The sequence below is a fragment of the Streptomyces zhihengii genome, assembly GCF_016919245.1.
Classification (GTDB): domain Bacteria; phylum Actinomycetota; class Actinomycetes; order Streptomycetales; family Streptomycetaceae; genus Streptomyces; species Streptomyces zhihengii.
Genome location: NZ_JAFEJA010000001.1, coordinates 1504996 through 1521454 on the forward strand (window position 1 = coordinate 1504996; position 16459 = coordinate 1521454).

14 protein-coding genes are annotated in these 16459 nt (G+C 74.5%); 10 read left to right on the forward strand and 4 right to left on the reverse strand.

What is annotated here, in order from left to right:
• Nucleotides 1-3: 3 nt before the first annotated feature.
• Entirely contained in the window at nucleotides 4-915 is a 912-nt protein-coding gene (locus JE024_RS06365) for an NAD(P)-dependent oxidoreductase (protein ID WP_205372656.1), read from the reverse strand.
• A gap of 84 nt (nucleotides 916-999) precedes the next feature.
• Between JE024_RS06365 and JE024_RS06370 the strand changes: the two genes are divergently transcribed.
• Entirely contained in the window at nucleotides 1000-1380 is a 381-nt protein-coding gene (locus JE024_RS06370; protein ID WP_205376403.1) for a MerR family transcriptional regulator, read from the forward strand.
• Nucleotides 1381-1395: 15 nt separating this feature from the next.
• Here JE024_RS06370 and JE024_RS06375 read toward each other — a convergent pair whose 3' ends face one another.
• Entirely contained in the window at nucleotides 1396-1770 is a 375-nt protein-coding gene (locus JE024_RS06375) for a hypothetical protein (protein ID WP_205372657.1), read from the reverse strand.
• A gap of 287 nt (nucleotides 1771-2057) precedes the next feature.
• Here JE024_RS06375 and JE024_RS06380 point away from each other — a divergent pair, with 287 nt between their 5' ends.
• Nucleotides 2058-2447, forward strand: a complete 390-nt coding sequence (locus JE024_RS06380; protein WP_205372658.1) for a VOC family protein — start codon at nucleotides 2058-2060, stop codon at nucleotides 2445-2447.
• 46 nt (nucleotides 2448-2493) lie between these two features.
• Here JE024_RS06380 and JE024_RS06385 read toward each other — a convergent pair whose 3' ends face one another.
• Together JE024_RS06385 and JE024_RS06390 are read right to left on the reverse strand one after the other, a co-directional pair.
• On the reverse strand, nucleotides 2494-2709 hold the full coding sequence (locus tag JE024_RS06385; RefSeq protein ID WP_205372659.1) for a DUF397 domain-containing protein: 216 nt from the start codon (nucleotides 2707-2709) through the stop codon (nucleotides 2494-2496).
• A complete protein-coding gene (locus tag JE024_RS06390) occupies nucleotides 2706-3563 on the reverse strand; it encodes a helix-turn-helix domain-containing protein (protein WP_205372660.1) in 858 nt (285 codons plus the stop codon). Before JE024_RS06390 ends, JE024_RS06385 begins: the two co-directional genes overlap by 4 nt.
• A gap of 150 nt (nucleotides 3564-3713) precedes the next feature.
• Between JE024_RS06390 and JE024_RS06395 the strand changes: the two genes are divergently transcribed.
• The 8 genes from JE024_RS06395 to JE024_RS06430 all read left to right on the forward strand — a co-directional run bounded on the left by JE024_RS06395 (nucleotide 3714) and on the right by JE024_RS06430 (nucleotide 16458).
• Nucleotides 3714-4208 carry an ATP-binding protein gene (locus JE024_RS06395; RefSeq protein WP_205372661.1) on the forward strand — a complete coding sequence of 165 codons (495 nt, stop codon included), beginning with the start codon at nucleotides 3714-3716 and terminating at the stop codon, nucleotides 4206-4208.
• A 280-nt stretch (nucleotides 4209-4488) separates the two neighbouring features.
• Entirely contained in the window at nucleotides 4489-4857 is a 369-nt protein-coding gene (locus JE024_RS06400; RefSeq protein WP_205372662.1) for a hypothetical protein, read from the forward strand.
• 59 nt (nucleotides 4858-4916) lie between these two features.
• Nucleotides 4917-5444, forward strand: a complete 528-nt coding sequence (locus JE024_RS06405; protein WP_205372663.1) for a hypothetical protein — start codon at nucleotides 4917-4919, stop codon at nucleotides 5442-5444.
• A gap of 726 nt (nucleotides 5445-6170) precedes the next feature.
• Entirely contained in the window at nucleotides 6171-6779 is a 609-nt protein-coding gene (locus JE024_RS06410; RefSeq protein ID WP_205372664.1) for a hypothetical protein, read from the forward strand.
• Nucleotides 6780-6792: 13 nt separating this feature from the next.
• Nucleotides 6793-9063, forward strand: coding sequence for a papain-like cysteine protease family protein (locus tag JE024_RS06415; protein WP_205372665.1), 2271 nt, complete (start codon nucleotides 6793-6795; stop codon nucleotides 9061-9063).
• A gap of 48 nt (nucleotides 9064-9111) precedes the next feature.
• Nucleotides 9112-11232 carry a hypothetical protein gene (locus tag JE024_RS06420; RefSeq protein WP_205372666.1) on the forward strand — a complete coding sequence of 707 codons (2121 nt, stop codon included), beginning with the start codon at nucleotides 9112-9114 and terminating at the stop codon, nucleotides 11230-11232.
• Nucleotides 11233-11287: 55 nt separating this feature from the next.
• On the forward strand, nucleotides 11288-14929 hold the full coding sequence (locus JE024_RS06425; protein ID WP_205372667.1) for a S8 family serine peptidase: 3642 nt from the start codon (nucleotides 11288-11290) through the stop codon (nucleotides 14927-14929).
• Nucleotides 14930-14955: 26 nt separating this feature from the next.
• Nucleotides 14956-16458 (forward strand): hypothetical protein, encoded by a 1503-nt coding sequence (locus JE024_RS06430; RefSeq protein ID WP_205372668.1) that lies wholly within the window; start codon nucleotides 14956-14958, stop codon nucleotides 16456-16458.
• Nucleotide 16459: the final 1 nt, after the last annotated feature.

A 16459-nucleotide genomic window follows, 5' to 3' on the forward strand; every position in this document is an offset into this window, starting at 1 on the left:
GGCTCACGAGGGCGTTCCCACGCGCTTGCGGAACACGTCGATCATCACCGAGTACTCGTCGCCGCCGTGGCCCGCGGCGACGGCCCGCTCGGCCAGCTCCCGCACGAGGCGCGGCAGTTCGGTGTCGACACCGAGCGCCTCGCTCTCGTGGACGAGGTGGTTCATGGTGGCGAGATGGGTCTCGACGGTCGCCTCCGGTGACCCGTGGTCGCCGGCGTCCGCCCGCCGGGCGTAGTCGTCCAGCCACCCGGCCACCGTCGCGACCCCCTGCTTCGCGACCGGGGCGAACGCCTCGGCCCGGACGCCCGCGGCACCCAGCAGCGCGGCCCCGTGGAGGAAGCCGTTGAGGATGCCCCACATCAGGCCGAGCACGCCCATCTCGTACAGGGCGGCGAGGCCGTGGTCGTCGCCGATGTGGTCGGTTCGCCCGCCGAGGAGGCGCAGGGTCTTCTCGTGCCGGGTCCAGGCGCCGAAGTCGCCGCTGAGGAGGACGGTGGCGTCGGCGGTGCCGATGCCGTCCGGGGTCGCCATGACGGCGCCGTCGAGACAGACGCCGCCGGCCTCGGCCACCCGTGCGGCCGTCTCGCGGGCCACCGTGGACGTCCCCGAGGTCAGATTGACGAGCACCCGTCCGTCGAGCAGTCCGCCGAGCGGGTCGAGGACCTCGCGGACCGCGTCGTAGTCCGTGAGGCACACGACCACGAGCCCGTCGGGCCCGGCGGCCTCCACCGCCTCACGGACGGACCCGGCGCGCCGCGCGCCCCCGGCGACGAGGTCGTCGGCCCGGGACGCGGTGCGGTTCCACACCGTCACATCGAGCCCTCCGCGCACGAAGGCCCCGGCCAGCGCCCGTCCCATCAGCCCGAGTCCGACCACCGTGACCTGGGTGTTCCGCTTGTTCCGATGCTGCGTCATACCTGTTCCGCTCCTTGCCCGTTCGGACTTCGTGGCAGAATCCTCGACATTGAGACCGGTATGAAAGTCAAGGGGGAACGGGTCGTGCTGATCGGGGACTTGAGCCGGCGCACGGGGGTGCGCACCCATCAACTGCGCTACTACGAGGCGCAGGGGCTGCTCCGGCCGGAGCGCCGGGCCAGCGGATACCGGGAGTACACGGAGGACGCGGTCCTGACGGTGCACCAGATCAGGAAGCTGCTCGACGCGGGCCTCTCCACCGAGGACATCGCCTATCTGCTGCCGTGCGTCACGGGCCCGGAGCCGGAACTCGCCCCTTGTGCGGAGCTCGTCGACACCATGCGCCAGCGGCTCACCACCATCGACGAGCAGATCGACACCCTCACGCGTTCACGCCGGGCTCTGCACCACTACATCGAGACCACGGAACGGCACGCACGGGAGACCGCCACAGCCGACGCCTGAGCGGGGCTCCCCGGCTCACGCCCCGGTGCGCCCGCGGTACCGCCAGTGCTCGCGCAGCTCCCCCGCCACCACGCGCGCGAAGGCGACGACACCCCACACCAGGAGCGCGTTCACCACCGCGCCGAGCACGAACGGCAGCATCTGGCCGAACACCCCGGGCTGCGCGTCGGAGGTGGACGGCGCGACGTCGAGGAGCGCGGCGAGGACGAAGGCGCCGATCCCCACGACGACGGACCCGGGGAACGTCGCCAGATGCAGGTACGCGGTGCCCTGGTCCGGGTGGCCCATGGCCCCGACCGCCAGCGCGCCGGCCCCGGCCAGGGCCGCGTAGCCGAGCACGGCCGCCCGCGCGCGACGGCCGAGGCGGCAGGCGGGGTGTGTGAGGGCCATGTCGACTCCGATGCCGGTGCGTTCGCGCGGGGCCGCGCGAAGGGGTGTGGGAACGCGGTGCATTCTTGAACGCGTTCAAAGCATACGCGACGCCCCCGGAACATCCAGGACTCACCCTCGGCCGGACCACCCGGACCACCCGGACAGCCCTGATCACCCGGACCGTCCGTACGGCCCGCCCGGACAGCCCGCCCGGCGGCTGCGGCTATGCTCTACGGCGACATCGCGTGCCGGTCACCGACCGGGTGAGGCATGGAGGTGTCAGGAGATGCCCTCGGAGGCATTCCTTGTCAGTCGATCTGAACCACACCATCGTCCACGCCCGGGACAACCGGGAATCCGCGGAGTTCTTCACCCGCCTGCTCGGCCTGGAGATCACCGGTGAATGGGGCCCGTTCATCGCCGTCGCCCTCGGCAACGGCGTGACCCTGGACTTCGCGACCATCCCCGCGGACAGCATCACCCCGCAGCACTACGCCTTCCTCGTCTCCGAGGAGGAGTTCACCGCGGCCTACGCCCGGATCACGGACCGCGGCATCGAGCACTACGCCGACCCCCAGCGCAAGCAGCCCGGCACCGTCAACCACAACGACGGCGGCCGCGGCGTGTACTTCATGGACCCGTCGGGCCACGCGATGGAACTCATCACCGTGCCGTACGGCGGCTGGGACGCGTAGCGCCACCCCCGGGGGCCGCACCCGCGACGGGGTGCGGCCCCCCGGGCTACGCGGTCCCGTCCGTCCCGGCGAACCCGACGAAGACACGCCAGGCACGGGCGGGGACGGTGAGCGCGGACACGGTGACGTCCTTGGAGTCCCGCACATGCACGGCACCGGAAGCCACGGCGACCTCGACGCACTCGCCCCCGTTGCCCGCGCTGTAACTGCTCTTGAACCAGGCCAGTTGCGGCATCTCCGGCTGTGTGCCCCGCGCGCTCATCTCTCTCCCAACAACCTCTCGACCAGTGCCAGGGAGTCCGACGGTGTCAGCGCCTGGGCTCGGACGATCCCGTAGACGACTTCCAGCTCACGAACCCTGGTCCGTTCCGTGTGCAGGCGGCTGTCGCCCTGCACCTCTGTATACGCGATCCTCCGCCCATCCCTCATCTCCATCAAGGTGAAGGGGCCACCGAGCCCCGCATGCTCACCGCGGCTCATCGGCATGACCTGGATCTCGACGTTGCGCATCTGGCCGACCAGCAGCACCTGCTCCAGCTGTCCGCGCCAGACGGCCTCGCCGCCGACGCGCTTGTGCAGCACCGCCTCCTCGACGACGAAGCTCAGCGTCGGAGCGGGACGGCTGCTGAAGACCTCCTGCCGGGCGATCCGCGCGGTGACCCGCTCCTCGACGACATCCTCGTCCAGCAGAGGTCTCCACAACTCGCAGGTGGCGCGGGCGTACTCCGCGCTCTGAAGCAGCCCCGGCACGGCCAGGCTCGCGAAGACATGGACCTCGACGGCCTGCCGCTCCAGCCTCGCCGCGTCGCGGAAGAACGGCGGGAACTGCGCCCGCGCCACCTCCTCCTTCATCTCCGTCAGCACGCCCCGCGCGCCCAGCAGCTCGTCCGCCAGCTCGATGAACCTCGGCGGAGGCACCCGCCGCCCCTGCTCGTAGCTCGCGATCGTCGACGCCGAGTAGCCCGTCATCGCCCCGAACGCCGCCCGGTCGTGCTCCGCCCACTCCCGGAACCGCTTCAACTGCCGCCCGAACACCCCGAGAATGCCCGCACCCTGCTCACCCGGCCCCGACGGCGACTCCCCGTCCCCGTACCGCTGCCCGTCCTCGACGGTCATCCGCACACCACCTCCCGTGCGCCAACACCTCCCACCGGCGATCCGTCACGCGTCACCCCTCGTACAAGCCACCCGGTCTCGCGTACATCGAAGCGGCGTGCGCGCGTCCGCCCTGGTCACAGCCATGCTCCGGGTATGAACGTGGGGGGCATGAACCGATCCGTCCCCCGGCCCGCCGACCCGGCGCCGCTCCGGGAGTTCGCCATGCAGTTCACCTCCACACCGCGCGGGGCGCGCCTCGCCCGGCGGCTCGTGTCGCACCGCATGCACGAGTGGGGACACCCCTACGAGGGGCACGGCAACGAGGCCGTGACCCTGGTGGCGGCCGAACTGGTCGCGAATGCCGTGACGCACGGGCACGTCCCCGGACGGGACTTCCACCTGCGGCTCACGGCCACACGCGAGGCGGCGCGCGTCGAAGTCACCGACACCCGCTCGGACCGGCAACCGGCCGCGGGGCCCCGCCCTGCCGCGCCGGACGGCGAGTCGGGCCGCGGACTGCTGCTCGTCGAGGCGCTGGCCTGCGACTGGGGTGTGACCCCGCGGGCCACCGCGCCGGGCAAGGCGGTGTGGGCGGTGGTACCACTCCCGCCGGACGCCGGTCCCGCCGGCGGCGGGCGGCCGGCGCTCCGCCGGGAGGCATGACGTGCGCGGTCCGCCGCTCGGGTCGCGTCAGTCGCGCAACAGCGCCCGGGGCGGCCCGTACGGGCCGCTCGGTGGGGGCCGGCTGGCGCTGCGGGGATGCTCGGCCGAGTAGTCGGGCGCACCGCGGTCACCCCGCGACGCCTCCGGCCAGCGCCTTTGCGCTCAGCCGCAAGAGCCTGTCGGAGCCGGCGTCCGCCTTGTCAGGATGAGCGCACCGTATTCGGCGGGCAGGTCCTGATCAGGGCCGCGACACCACACTCACGCACGGGGGTCCCTCGCCATGCTCAGGCGTACCGCAACGATGCTCGGCACCGCGGCCGCGGCGTTTCTGCTCACCACGACCGCGGCCCTCGCCGCCGACGACGAACTCATCTCGGCGGGTGAGGACAACGTCAAGTACCGGAGAAGCTGCGACACCGTGTACTTCGGCGCGGTCGGCACCACATACGCGCTCACCAGGAAGGACAAGGGTGGGACGTGCAAGGGCCACGCCTGGGTGCGTGCCTACACCTACAGCGGCTGGACGTCGTGGCAGAACGGCTCCACCGACGTGGAGATCTCCAGCTCGGGCGGCCACATCACCCGCGCCCAGCACAAGGGCTGCGCCGACTGCCAGGTGCACTCCACGGAGCTGCGGTGGCTGGACTGAGCGCGCCGGCAGGACAACGCAGGACGACGGACGACAACAGATCGGAAGGGACAGCAGTCATGCGCATCAAGTCCGCGGTTCTCCCACTCGGCATCGCCGCCGTGTGCACCGCACTGGCCGTCACCCCGGCCGCCGCCTACAACGACGCCGACCTCACGCAGCACACGTGGACCCGGGACACCGGGCAGTGCCTGAACACCTGTGTGGTCGAAAGCTGGGAGTACGACCTCGACGGCACGTTCTTCCAGCGTGACATCGGTGGCAAGGCCCTCAAGATGCACATCCGCGAGCACGGCAAGACCATCGCCCAGGTCGAGTTCCACCCCTACGACGAGGTACTGCACGTCTACGACGGCGCCAACGACGGCGACACGGTCTACGTCCGGCTGAAGTGGGACGAGGGCCCCTTCACGGACCCCGTCGACGCGACGTACTGGGCACCGGGCACTTCGGCGGTCATCGACCACAACTCGGTCCAGCTCGCGCCCGACGACGACATCGACGAGGGCACCGAGGTCCAGCTCCGCGTCTACGACGACAAGGCGCTGACCGACCCGATCACCGGCTGGTACGAGGTCCGCGCCTGACGCTCCGGCAGGTGGCATCGGCCGGGGGGACGCGGGCGGGCGGGGCGGGGGACGCGGGCGGGGGACGCGTCCGCCGGCCGCCCGGTCGTCGGGTCCGCCCCTGCGCGTGGGACACCGCGCCGCCGGATCCGGTCACCCACAGGTACACCGTCGCCGCCCGGCCGGCCGCCGGCCCGGGGGCGTGACGTCCGCGCCGGTCACCCCCAGCGACGGACGGCGGGGGCGCCGGGCGCGGGCGGCGGGTGCCGATGGCCGGGCGGGCGTGGGCGGTCGGCGGTCGCCGTGATCGTCGGGCACGCGGCCGGTCACGGAGCTCGTGACGATCCGTGACCAGCCGCCGGGGCCATGGGTGTCGGCGGTGCCGCGCGGCCGGAGACTCTGCGTGAGGACGGCCCGCGCGGCCCCGTCGAGCGGCGTCGTCCACGCTTGCGGATGCGGGAAGAGCGCGTGATTCTGGAAGAGAGATTTGTTCTGGTCCTGTGGACCACGTCGAACGGCGACAGGCGGATTCGAGTCCGCGGCCCCGCCATGAGCGCGGAGGAAGCCGCCCTCGGCTGCTGCCGACGACCCGTCACATCACGTATTGGCTAAACGGATGCCCGTGCGCGCGGCGCGGCAGGCCGTGCCCCGGCGCGGTCGCGACCGCGGCCGTGCCGGTGGACCCGGCAGGCGCCGGGGCGGTCGGGGCCGGAGCACCCGGTGAGGCGAGAAGGCAAGTGAGTCGGCATGGCTCTCGAAGACGGCGACGCGCTCTGGCACTGGGACGGCAGGGTCTCCCGCACGCAGAACATCCCGCAGGGCGAGTGGTTCGGAACGACCGGGCATCTGGACTACGGGGGCAACGGCTGGGCCATCTCCAACTTCGTCGTCTATCCGGGCGAGGTGCTGGAGGGCAAGCCGCACATGGTCGGGGGTGACGGCAGCTTCTCCTGGCTGAACAACAATCCCGGGAACATCACCTACGGAGGCGGCTACTTCGGCGCCTATCCGGGGAAGACCAACTGGCACAACTTCCTGATCTTCCCGACGTGGGACGCCGGGTTCGACGCGATCCGTCAGCTCATGCGCAACGGGACCTACTCCTCCCTCTCGATCCTCGACGCGTTCAAGCGCTACGCCCCGGCGTCCGACGGAAACGACCCGGTGCGGTACGCCAACGAGGTCGCGGCGGCGCTGGGTTGCGACGTCTCCACGATCGTCGGGGACCTGAGCGACTCCGACATGGTGGCGCTCCAGAACGCGATCATGGAGATGGAGGGTGCCGTCGGCGGGTGGAGCTACGCGCGGGACGACGCAGCGCTGCCGCAGGCGGTCTACGACGCGATCTGGGCGTAGGCGGCGGTCCGCGATGACGACCGCCTTCCGGCAGGAGACGTCGGTGGCCGCGGACGCCACCCTCTGGGACGTCGGCGGCCACCGCCTGCGGCAGAGCACCGAGCCGGGTGTGCTGCTGTACTCGCGGCGGGCGCTGCGGTTCGCGGCCGACTCGCGGGGCCGCCCGCTGGCCACGATCACCCGGAGTCTGGAGCACCGCGGCGGGCGTCCGGCGGTGACGGGCGGCGCGGCGTCGCTCGGCTTTCTCGGGGTGGAGCCGGACGAGCCGGCGGCCCTGCTGTCGCTCCAGGACTCCTGGACGCGGGTGGTCCGGGACAGCGGGTACGAGGCGCGGGGAGCGAGCGCCGGGGAGGGCGCGGATCCGCGCTATCTGCCGCTGCCGCTGCGCGATCCCGTGCTGTCGGCGGAGGTGGACCCCGCGCAGGCCGAGGTCGTGTCCGGCCCCTCCCCCACCGTGCTGCGGCTGGACCTCACCGCCGCCGGCGCGGAGGCATGGGCCGCCGCGGCCGGTACCGGTGCTCCCGTCAGCGGCACGGTGCGGCTCGCGTACTCCTATCCCCGCTTCCTGCCGCGGGCGACCGCCGTCCTGCGCCTGCACGGTGTGCGGGTCTTCGAGGAGCTGCGTGCCGCGCTCGGTGTCACCCCGGACGGTGCGCCGTCGGGCACCCAGGCGGAGCTCCGGGCCGCGTGGCAGGGCCTGACCAGGACCGGGGCCGTCGAGGTGTCGATGTCGGGCGGCGGCACGGTGGACGGCGGCACGGTGGACGGCGGCGCGGTGGACGGCGGCGCGGTGGGCGGGGAGGGATCGGCCGGCGCGGTAGGAGCAGGCGGCACCGACGGTCCGGGCGGCGGGACCGGCGGGCTGCTCGGCGCGCTCGTCGAGCAGGCGTTCCAGAGCCTGCTGGAGACCATGTTCGTGCCCCTGCCGGCGGCGGGCGCCGGACCGCCGGCGTACGCGCTGCTGTGGACGCGGGCGCGGGACATGCCCGATCTGCCGCTGAGCGTGTCCGTCGAGGGGCAGACCTGGCTGACCGAGACCCTGGAGGCCGGGGTCGGGGAGCTGCTGTCCGCGCTCGGCCCGGGGGCGGTGCACGACGTGTTCCCGGATGTCTCGGTGCCGGTGACGGTGACGGTGGAGGGGTGCGAGGCGGTCTCGTCGGTGGCGGTGTCCCTGGACTTCGGTGACGCCCGGGCGCCCGAGGCGTTCACCTTCGACCGCGCGGGCGGCCGCCGGGCGGTCACGGTCACCACCGGACAGCCCGGACTGCTCTCCGTGCGCCACCGCACGCGCGCGGTCTTCCGCGACCCCGCGTGGCCCGTCGTCACCGACGAGGGCGTGCTCACGGCCGCCGGTCCGGACCTGGCCGTCGCCCCCTCGGCGTGGCGGCGTGAACTCCGGCTCCACGCCTTCGTCGTCGAGGACGGCCGGGTCGCCGACGGCGCCTGGGGGCGGGGCGATCTGCTCGTGGCGGACCTGCGCTGGACGCATCCCGCGCTGCCGGACATGATCACCCGCTCGGCCGGCCTGGTCCCGGGCTCCGCTCCACTGCTCGTCGCGTTCCCCGCGCCCCCGTCCGCCGCCCCGGGCCGGCTGACGGTCGGCGCGAAGGGGTCGGCGGACGGCAGGGTCCTGACGGGCTCCGGCGAGGTGCCGCCCGGCAACGGCGATGTCTTCCTGCTGCTGGAGCGCGGGGCGGTGCGGGTGGTCACCGACCCCTCGGCGCTGCCGGCGGGCCCGCTCGCCGAGCGGCTGCGCACGGCCGCCGGCCGGTCCCCGGTACGGCAGGAGGAGGGGCGGGTGGCCGAGGACCGGCGCGGCACCGACGTGTCGTTCGGCGTCGCCCTGGTGCCGCAGCCGACGACGGTGTCCGCCTGGGCCGCGGCGATGGCGATGGTCCTCGCGGCCCGCGACCGTGTGCCGCAGCGGCCCGCCGAGGTGGCCGCCCGGGCGGGCATCCCCCTCGGCACCGCCCCCGCCTGGCCGCGGATACGCGCGGCGGCGGCCGGGCGGGGCCTGTCCGAGGAGCGCGGGCGCCGCACCCGGCCCGCTCAGTGGGCCGAACTGCTGCGCGCCCGCGGCCCGGTGTGGATCGCGCGGGAGGAGATGCCCTCGCACACCGCCGTCGTCTGCGGCATCACCGGCGACGGCACCCCGCACGGCACCCGGGTGCGCCTGTGCAGCCCGTGGCCGCCGGGTGTCGGGAGCGAGGGGACGAAGACCTTCCGGGAGTTCGACGAGGAGTTCGGTCTCGCGACGTCCGGGGCCGTGCTGGTCCACGGCTGAACGCCGCCATCCGGCGAGGAGACGAAGCAGCAGAGGAGACGAAGCATCATGGGAACGTTTCTCACCGAGAGCGTGCCGGTCAGCCTGTCCGGCGCCCTCGGCACGGCCGGCAACTACAACCTCTTCAACTGCGACCAGTCGAACGTGGTCCTCTACGTCGCCCGGCAGCCCCGGGTCATGCTGGACGAGCGGGGCAAGCCCGGCGTCGCGGTGACCACGTACACGACCCAGCAGCCCGACGGCAGCGTCAAGATCACCGGGGGCGCCGCGACCATCGGCATCAACACCACGCCGATGATGGACGGGGCCACCGTCGACCAGGCCAAGGCGCTCGTCGCCCAGCAAGGAGTGGCCGACCCCGCCCAGGTCAGGTTCCTGCCGCTGACCACGCAGAAGGGCAAGGCCCTGCTCAACCTGCCGACGATGGCCGGCGCGTCGGACCAGGCCCACAACGAACGGGACGTCGGCACACCGGGCGGCTCGCTGTCCTTCATGGCCAACCTCACCGAGGTCGGCGCGCTGGAGTGGGCCCAGGGCATCCGCACCGGCAAGAACATCAACGGCGACATCACCATCGGCTACGAGTACCTGCGGCGCATGCCGGACGTGGGCGCCGAGGTGCGGGTGCACGGCAACCGGGTGTTCGACCACCTCTCCTCGGCGCTCGACGTCAGCTACAACAACTTCTTCTACGGCGGCAGCGCGAAGCTGGAGGCCGCCTGGGACGAGATGACCCGCAACGGGGACGTGGAGGTCGTGTTCCTCGGGCAGGGCCTGCCCCCGGACCTGGAGGCGCTGCGCCAGGAGATGGTGAAGACCTTCTCCCAGCAGGCGCAGAAGATGCTGTTCGAGCAGATCTTCGCCCCCATGCCGCAGGTGGCCCCGGCGCAGGCCGAGGAGGGCGGCGGCGGCTTCTTCGGCGGTGCGGGCTTCGCCCTGAAGTGGAAGCACGCGTCCGACTCGATCGACCTGACGCAGCGGATCGAGTTCCGCGGCACGACCTGGCTCACCCAGTCGATGGACATCTCGCTCGCCGCGCTGTTCTCCGGACTGGACCCGGCGTGCCTGACCGAGGTCCCGGCGCAGCAGGCGTTCGACTCCGTGGTGCTGGTCGACGCGGACGCCGAACTGGCCAGCGCCTCGGTGTCGATGAACTGGAGCGAGGGCCGGTCGCCGACGGCCCCGGTGTTCGGCAAGGAGGGCGGCAACGAGCGCTTCACCGTGGTGAGCATGAACCCGGGCGACGTGGTCGTGGACTGCGTCACCAAGCTCAACTACGAGGCGCCCAAGTGGCCCGTGGTGACGTCCGCGCAGAAGGCGACCGTGCGCGAGGGCGGCAACCAGATGGTGATCAAGTCGTCGGCGTCGGTGGGCCGCACGGAGCTCTGGCTGTTCGTCGTCGAGAACGGCAGGATCGTGATGAACCCGGCGACGCCGGTGGAGGACTTCCTCGTGCTCAACGTCAGCTACGAGGGTCCGCATCTGGCCGCGCCGCTGCGCGACTCGGCGCGTCTGGATCCGGCGTCGCCGGTGACGTTCGCCTACCCGCTGGACCTGGACGGGCGGCAGGGGACGGCCAGGTTCAGCGCCTTCGGCCAGATCGGCGGCAAGCTGCGGCGGGCGGCCGAGAAGGTGATCCCGCCGACCGACACCGCGGTGTTCATCCTGGTCGACACCGCCTCCGGTGATGTGCAACTGGTCACCAGCCAGGACCAGTTGCCGGAATCGGGGGATGTGGCCGACCTGGTGCGCGGGCAGGGCAGGCCGCTGGTCACCGACCTGACACCGCCCCGGGCCGTGGCGGAGTCCGCGCCCCGGCGCAGGCCCGTCGCGCTCGCCCGTCCGGAGGCCAGGAGGCGGGCCGGCGGCGAGTCCCGGCGGCGCCCGGCCGCCGCGGCCGTGGCGGAGAGCGACCGCCCGGCCCGGCCGAACGGCTACGCGGGAGCCTCCCGCCCGGGTGAGGTGATCTGCGGCTGGACGGTCGGTGTGGAGTACGGCGCGGGCGACACCTCCCTGTGGGTGCGGACGGCCGACGGCGCCTCGCGGCAGGTGCGCCTCAGCCCGACCGAGGACTGGAGCGCCTTCGAGAAGGAGAGCCGCGACGTGGAGATCCGGCTCGACGCGAGCGGCGACTACGCCGAGACCATCCGCATCGCGCTGACCGTGTGATGCACCCGCCGGGCCCGGGGGCACCGGGCCCGGCCCCCCCGACCCGGAGGACGTCATGCCCAGTGCCTTCCTGGTGCCCGCGGACGCGGCCGGCGCCCGGCCCGCGGGACGTGTCCGCCATGTCTACGCGAACGGCGCCGCCGTGGTGGAGTCGCCCGCCGCCGGGCGGGCGGGCACGGCCCTTCCCGAGCCCGGTCTGCGTCTGCCGGACCCCGGCGCGGGCCCGTCGGCCCGCGCGGAGGCCGAGCGCTCGATCCGGGAGGCGGCCGGCCGGCCGGACTCCGAGGACGAGGCCGACACCGGCGCCTACGTCGAGTTCGTGGCGCCGCCGGACCCGCGCTGGCTCGCCGAGCTGGGCCGGCAGGGGATCCGGATCCTCGCCTACCAGCCGGAGAACAGCTATCTGGTGCGCGGCCGCCGCGGTGACCTCGCCCGGCTGGCCGGTGCCGTGCGCACCAGCGAGGGCGACAGCGCCGTCCGGACGGTCACGGAGCTGACCCCGGCGCTGAAGCCCGCACCGCGGACCCTGGCGGAGGCGGGCGAGACGGCGGTGGTGGTCCTCGCGGCGACGGACGGGGAGCGGCAGGCGCTCACGCGGGCGCTGGGGGACGTGTCCGGGGTGGAGCTGCTGCCCGGTGCGGGCAACGACGTCCTCGACGGGCAGCGGACCCGGGTGCGGGTGCGCGTGGACGAGCAGGGGCTCGGGGCGCTGCTGGCGCTGCCGCACGTGCTGTCGGTGGAGTCGTTCGCGGCGGCCGTGCCGGAGGACGAGGTCGCGGGGCTGGTGATCGCCGGCCGGCTCGACACCGCCGGCCGTCCGTCCGGCTCCTACGACCGCTGGCTGGCGGACCACCAGGTGGACGGCGCGGGCGCGGTGATCGGCATCGTCGACGCCGGGGTCGACGTGGACCATCCGGCGTTCGCCGGGCGCATCAGGGATCTCGCCGCGGGCCGCAGGGACTGGCACGGCACCATGGTCGCCGGTCACGCGGCGGGCGCCTACCGTCCCGAACGCGACCGGGACGGCTTCGTCTACGGTCTCGGCACCGCGCCCGCGGCGCGGCTGCTGTCCCAGGACCGCGACCGCGCCGCGAGCGAGGTGTGCGGGCAGACCGTCGCCGAGGCGGGCGGGGACGCGGCCATCCAGAACAACTCGTGGGGGCGGGGCTACGCCCACCCGATGGACTACGGCTCCGAGGAGGCGCTCTACGACGCGCTGGCCCGCGACGCCCGCGGAGGCGGCGGCCCGGCGGCGCCGCTCACGCTGTGCTTCTCCTCCGGCAACGGCGGGGCGAACGGGCTGACCCGTCCGAAGGCGGCGAAGAACGTCATCGTCACCGGCAACTCCGAGAACCACCGGCCCTTCGACGGGCAGGCCGCGGCCGACGACATCCGCGAGGTGTACACCGGCGACGGTCCGTCCAGCCAGGGCAACTGCGCGGACGGGCGGATCCGGCCGCATGTGGTCGCCCCCGGGGAGTGGACGTCGTCGGCGAACTTCGACACGGCTCCCGGCCAGCTCGACTACGTCAGCCCCATGATCGCCTGGGGCGGCGGGTCGTCGGGGGCGAGCCCGAAGACCGCCGGGGTCTGCGCGCTGCTGGCGCAGTGGTGGCGCCGCTGGCACGCCGGGCGGAACCCGTCGCCGGCGATGCTGCGGGCCCTGGTCGTCAACGGCGCGGAGCCCATCGCCTCGGGCGGCCCGGTCCCGAACCAGCTCCAGGGCTGGGGCAGGCTGTCGCTGCGGGAGCTGCTCGACCCGGAGGTGGCCCGGCTCGCCCTCGACCAGGCCGACCTGCTCGTGGGGCCCGGGGACACCCGGCAGTGGCCGGTGCGGGTGGCGGATCCCCGGCGCCCGGTCAAGGTCACCCTCGCGTGGACGGATCCGCCGGGTGCGGTGGGCACCGGGACGGCGGCGTCGAACCCCGTGGTCAACCGGCTGGCGCTGCGGGTGACGGACGGCTCGCGGACGTGGCGGGGCGTCGCGGACCGGTTCCGCGGCGGCTGGACGGCGGACGACGCCGCCCTGGCCGGGGCGGCCGGTCCGCGGGGCGAGGGCACCGACAACCTGCAGTGCGTCTTCCTCCCGCCGGGTACGGCGCAGTCCCTGGTGATCTCCGTCACCGCGCTGTCCGTCACCACCGACGCGCTGACCGGCGCGTACGACACCCCCCGGCAGGACTGTGCCCTGGTCGTCACCAACGCGGACGTCGACCGCGCCGTCACCCCGACCGGTGTCGTCACCGCCGTGGCCACCGCCGGCGCCGGTGACAGGGCCGGTGACGGTGACGCGCGCGCCCCGGACGAGGCGGCCTGGTGGGCCGGCGGCGAGGCGGACCCCGGCGGCGGCGATGCCCCGGCCGCGGAAGAGGCCCTGCGCGGGGCGGCCGTCGCCCTGGACGCGACCGGCAACGGGTGCACGGTGCTCCCCGCCGTGCCGGGCCTCGCGGAGGCGGCCGAGGCCCTGCGCCGCCGTCTCCCGGAACGGGCCCGGGACGCCGCGGTGGTGCTGGGGCTGCCGGACGGCGCCCCGGTCACCCCGGCGGCGGCGGACGCGCTGCGGTCGCTGGCGGGTCTGACGGACGTCCATCTCGTCGCCGCCGGAGCCGGACCGCTGGCCGACGCCGCGGCGGCGCTGGGCCCGCACCCCCGCTTCGCCTACCACCTGGCGGACGGTCCGGCCGGCCTCGCCGCCGCGCTCGCCGGCACGGCGCGGGAAGCGGCGGGTCTCCAGCGGATCGTGCTCGGGCGGCCGTCCCTCGACGGCACGGCGATGACGCTGCGCTTCGGCGTCGTCGGCGCCGACCGGACCCTGGTGCTGACGCTCCCCCCGGGCACCCGTGACATCGCCGTCCTGCGGCCCGGGCGGCCCGCCGCCGCACCGGGAGCGGACGGCGACGGGGACCGGGACGTGCGGACGGTGCGGCGCGGGGAGGCGGTGGAACTGGTCGTCGACGACGCCGGTGCCACGCCCGGGTCCTGGACGGTGAAGGCGTCGCTCCCCGCTCCCGCCACCGCGCCTGCGGTCGACGCCTGGGTGGGCGGCGGGACGGAACTCACCGTCGCCGTCCCGGAGGTGGCCCCGGGGAAGCGGCTGCTGCGCGTCGGCGCCGGCCCGGGCGCCCTGCTGCGGCAGCTGTCCGTCCCGCGCGGCCGGCTGGACGCCGCGCCCGGACGACCGGCCGCCGCCGAGTCCGGCCGGCCGCTGGTCGTCCGGGCACGCGCCTCACGGCTCGGGCAGCTCCGGCGCGCCACCGGCGCGGAGGACGCCGCCGAGGTGGCCGTGCCGGCGCTCGGCACCGTCGTCGCCGTGCCCGGGGACGGCCGCACGGTCCTGGACGTGCCCGTCGACGTGATCGGCGTCGACGCGGACGGCACGGCCTTCGCCCGCCGAACCCGCGCGACCGTGGTCGCGGCGGCCGGGCGCTCCGTCCGGGAGGCCGGCGGACGGTCCGGCGGCGGCCCGCCGCTGCGGGTCACGGGCCGGATCACCGGGGTGCGCCGGCGCGGCGGCGCCGTCGTCGGCGTGCGGGTGACCGACGGGCGGCACACCCGCGAACTGACCGTGCGCAGCCCCCGGCTGGGGGCCGCGGCGGCGGCGCTGGAGCGCGGCGACACGCTGGTGCTCTCCGTGCGGGGCACCGAACTGCACGCGGTGTACCGGCCGTTCGCGGCGGTGCCCGGCGCAGGCCCCTGACCTCCTCGTCCCGTACCGGAGCAGCCATGCCCGAACGCATACTCGCCCCCCAGGCGCTCGACAGGCTCGGCGCCTACCCGGCCGGCACGCGCCTCGACGGCCCGGACGGCCTGCCGCGTCCGGACGGCCTCGACGCCACCGTGGTCCCGAAGTGGACGTCGCAGGAGATCCCGCAGCGCTCCTGCATGCCCCTCTACGACCGCGTCGGCCCGCTGGTGATCGACGGTGTGACGCCCGAGGTCACCGTGTGCCCGGACGTCACCGCGGACATCGTCTGGTTCGCGCCCACCGCGCCCGTGCTCACCGACTTCACCCTGACGGTGCGCCGGGAGGTCCGCCCCGGCGGCGGGGTCGCCGTCAGCGGCGGGACGGCCGTGCTCTCCGTCAGCGTCCACGGCACCCCGCGGGGCCCTGCGGTGCCGTCCCTTCTCCCGGGGGACCTGCGGAACCTTCTGGAAGGGCAGGCGCCGGCCCTGGCGTTCGTCGACCCCGCGTCGGCGTTCGCGCTGCTGCCGGCGCCGCTGAGCGGTCTCGACGTCGTACTGCAGCTGCCCGCGGGGGTCGCCACGGAGCCGCCGTCGGTCACCGTGTCACCGCTGGCGGGCTCCGCCACGATCGCCGTCGAGCTGTCCGAACCGGCGGTGCTGGACTGGGTGTCGGCGCTGGAGACGGGTACCGTCCGGGCCCTGGCGGGCGTGGTCCGGGCCACCGCGTCGGTCCCGACGGCGGATCCGGACAACTGGTTCCCCGGGGTCGACACCCAGGTGCTGGAAGCCGCTCTCGGCAGCCTGCTGGCGGGACGCGGCGCCGCGGACATCCGGTGGATCGACCCGCAGCAGACGGTGTCGGCGACCGTGGTGGTGGTCGGCAGCCGGCTCGTGGACCGGACCACCGTCGCCCTGCGCCCCACCGACGGCCAGGCGCCGCGGTCGGCGGTGCTGGGACCCCCGGGCGGGCGGGGCGACATCACCGTCGTGACCCGGGACCCGCGCTCCGCGGCCGTGGACTGGCGCGCCGAGGTGGCGTTCACCCCGCCCCGCTGGCCCGTGGTGCCCGCCGCCGGACGGCTGGACTCCGTGCGGGGCTGGATCACCATGCTGAAACCGGAGTCGTGGTGCGCCGGATACGTGCTGACCGTCGTGCCGGTCGACACCGCGGGCCGGCCGGTGGCCGCGGCGACCCGGGCCGGCGACCGGGTGCAGGGCGTGCTGAACTTCACGGCGCCCTATGTCGGCGGCGGTCTGCTGTCGACCGCTTTCGAGGTCGAGTACGGCCGCCCGACGAGTCTGGTGCTCCCCCGCTACCCGGACGAGGCGTTCGGGGACCTCGTCGTGACGCTCTTCGCCGACTGCGGCGGCACGCCGGGGCAGTCGTCCCGCCGGCTGGGCGAGCAGGACGCGGTGGTGACCGCGCTCGTCCGTCCGGACGGAGCCGTGGAGCTGCACACCGCGGCCGACTCGCTTCCCGAGGCGTCCTCGGGGCTGAGCGCGCTGCTCGCCCGGCTCGGCTCGCTCACCGGGCGGCGGTAGC

Excerpts from the sequence above, each read along its gene's own strand:
- JE024_RS06365 (WP_205372656.1), bottom strand. The coding sequence starts at position 915 with ATGACGCAGCATCGGAACAAGCGGAACACCCAGGTCACGGTGGTCGGA.
- JE024_RS06375 (WP_205372657.1), bottom strand. The coding sequence starts at position 1,770 with ATGGCCCTCACACACCCCGCCTGCCGCCTCGGCCGTCGCGCGCGGGCG.
- JE024_RS06385 (WP_205372659.1), bottom strand. The coding sequence starts at position 2,709 with ATGAGCGCGCGGGGCACACAGCCGGAGATGCCGCAACTGGCCTGGTTC.
- JE024_RS06390 (WP_205372660.1), bottom strand. The coding sequence starts at position 3,563 with ATGACCGTCGAGGACGGGCAGCGGTACGGGGACGGGGAGTCGCCGTCG.
- JE024_RS06395 (WP_205372661.1), top strand. The coding sequence starts at position 3,714 with ATGAACCGATCCGTCCCCCGGCCCGCCGACCCGGCGCCGCTCCGGGAG.
- JE024_RS06400 (WP_205372662.1), top strand. The coding sequence starts at position 4,489 with ATGCTCAGGCGTACCGCAACGATGCTCGGCACCGCGGCCGCGGCGTTT.
- JE024_RS06405 (WP_205372663.1), top strand. The coding sequence starts at position 4,917 with ATGCGCATCAAGTCCGCGGTTCTCCCACTCGGCATCGCCGCCGTGTGC.
- JE024_RS06410 (WP_205372664.1), top strand. The coding sequence starts at position 6,171 with ATGGCTCTCGAAGACGGCGACGCGCTCTGGCACTGGGACGGCAGGGTC.
- JE024_RS06415 (WP_205372665.1), top strand. The coding sequence starts at position 6,793 with ATGACGACCGCCTTCCGGCAGGAGACGTCGGTGGCCGCGGACGCCACC.
- JE024_RS06420 (WP_205372666.1), top strand. The coding sequence starts at position 9,112 with ATGGGAACGTTTCTCACCGAGAGCGTGCCGGTCAGCCTGTCCGGCGCC.
- JE024_RS06425 (WP_205372667.1), top strand. The coding sequence starts at position 11,288 with ATGCCCAGTGCCTTCCTGGTGCCCGCGGACGCGGCCGGCGCCCGGCCC.
- JE024_RS06430 (WP_205372668.1), top strand. The coding sequence starts at position 14,956 with ATGCCCGAACGCATACTCGCCCCCCAGGCGCTCGACAGGCTCGGCGCC.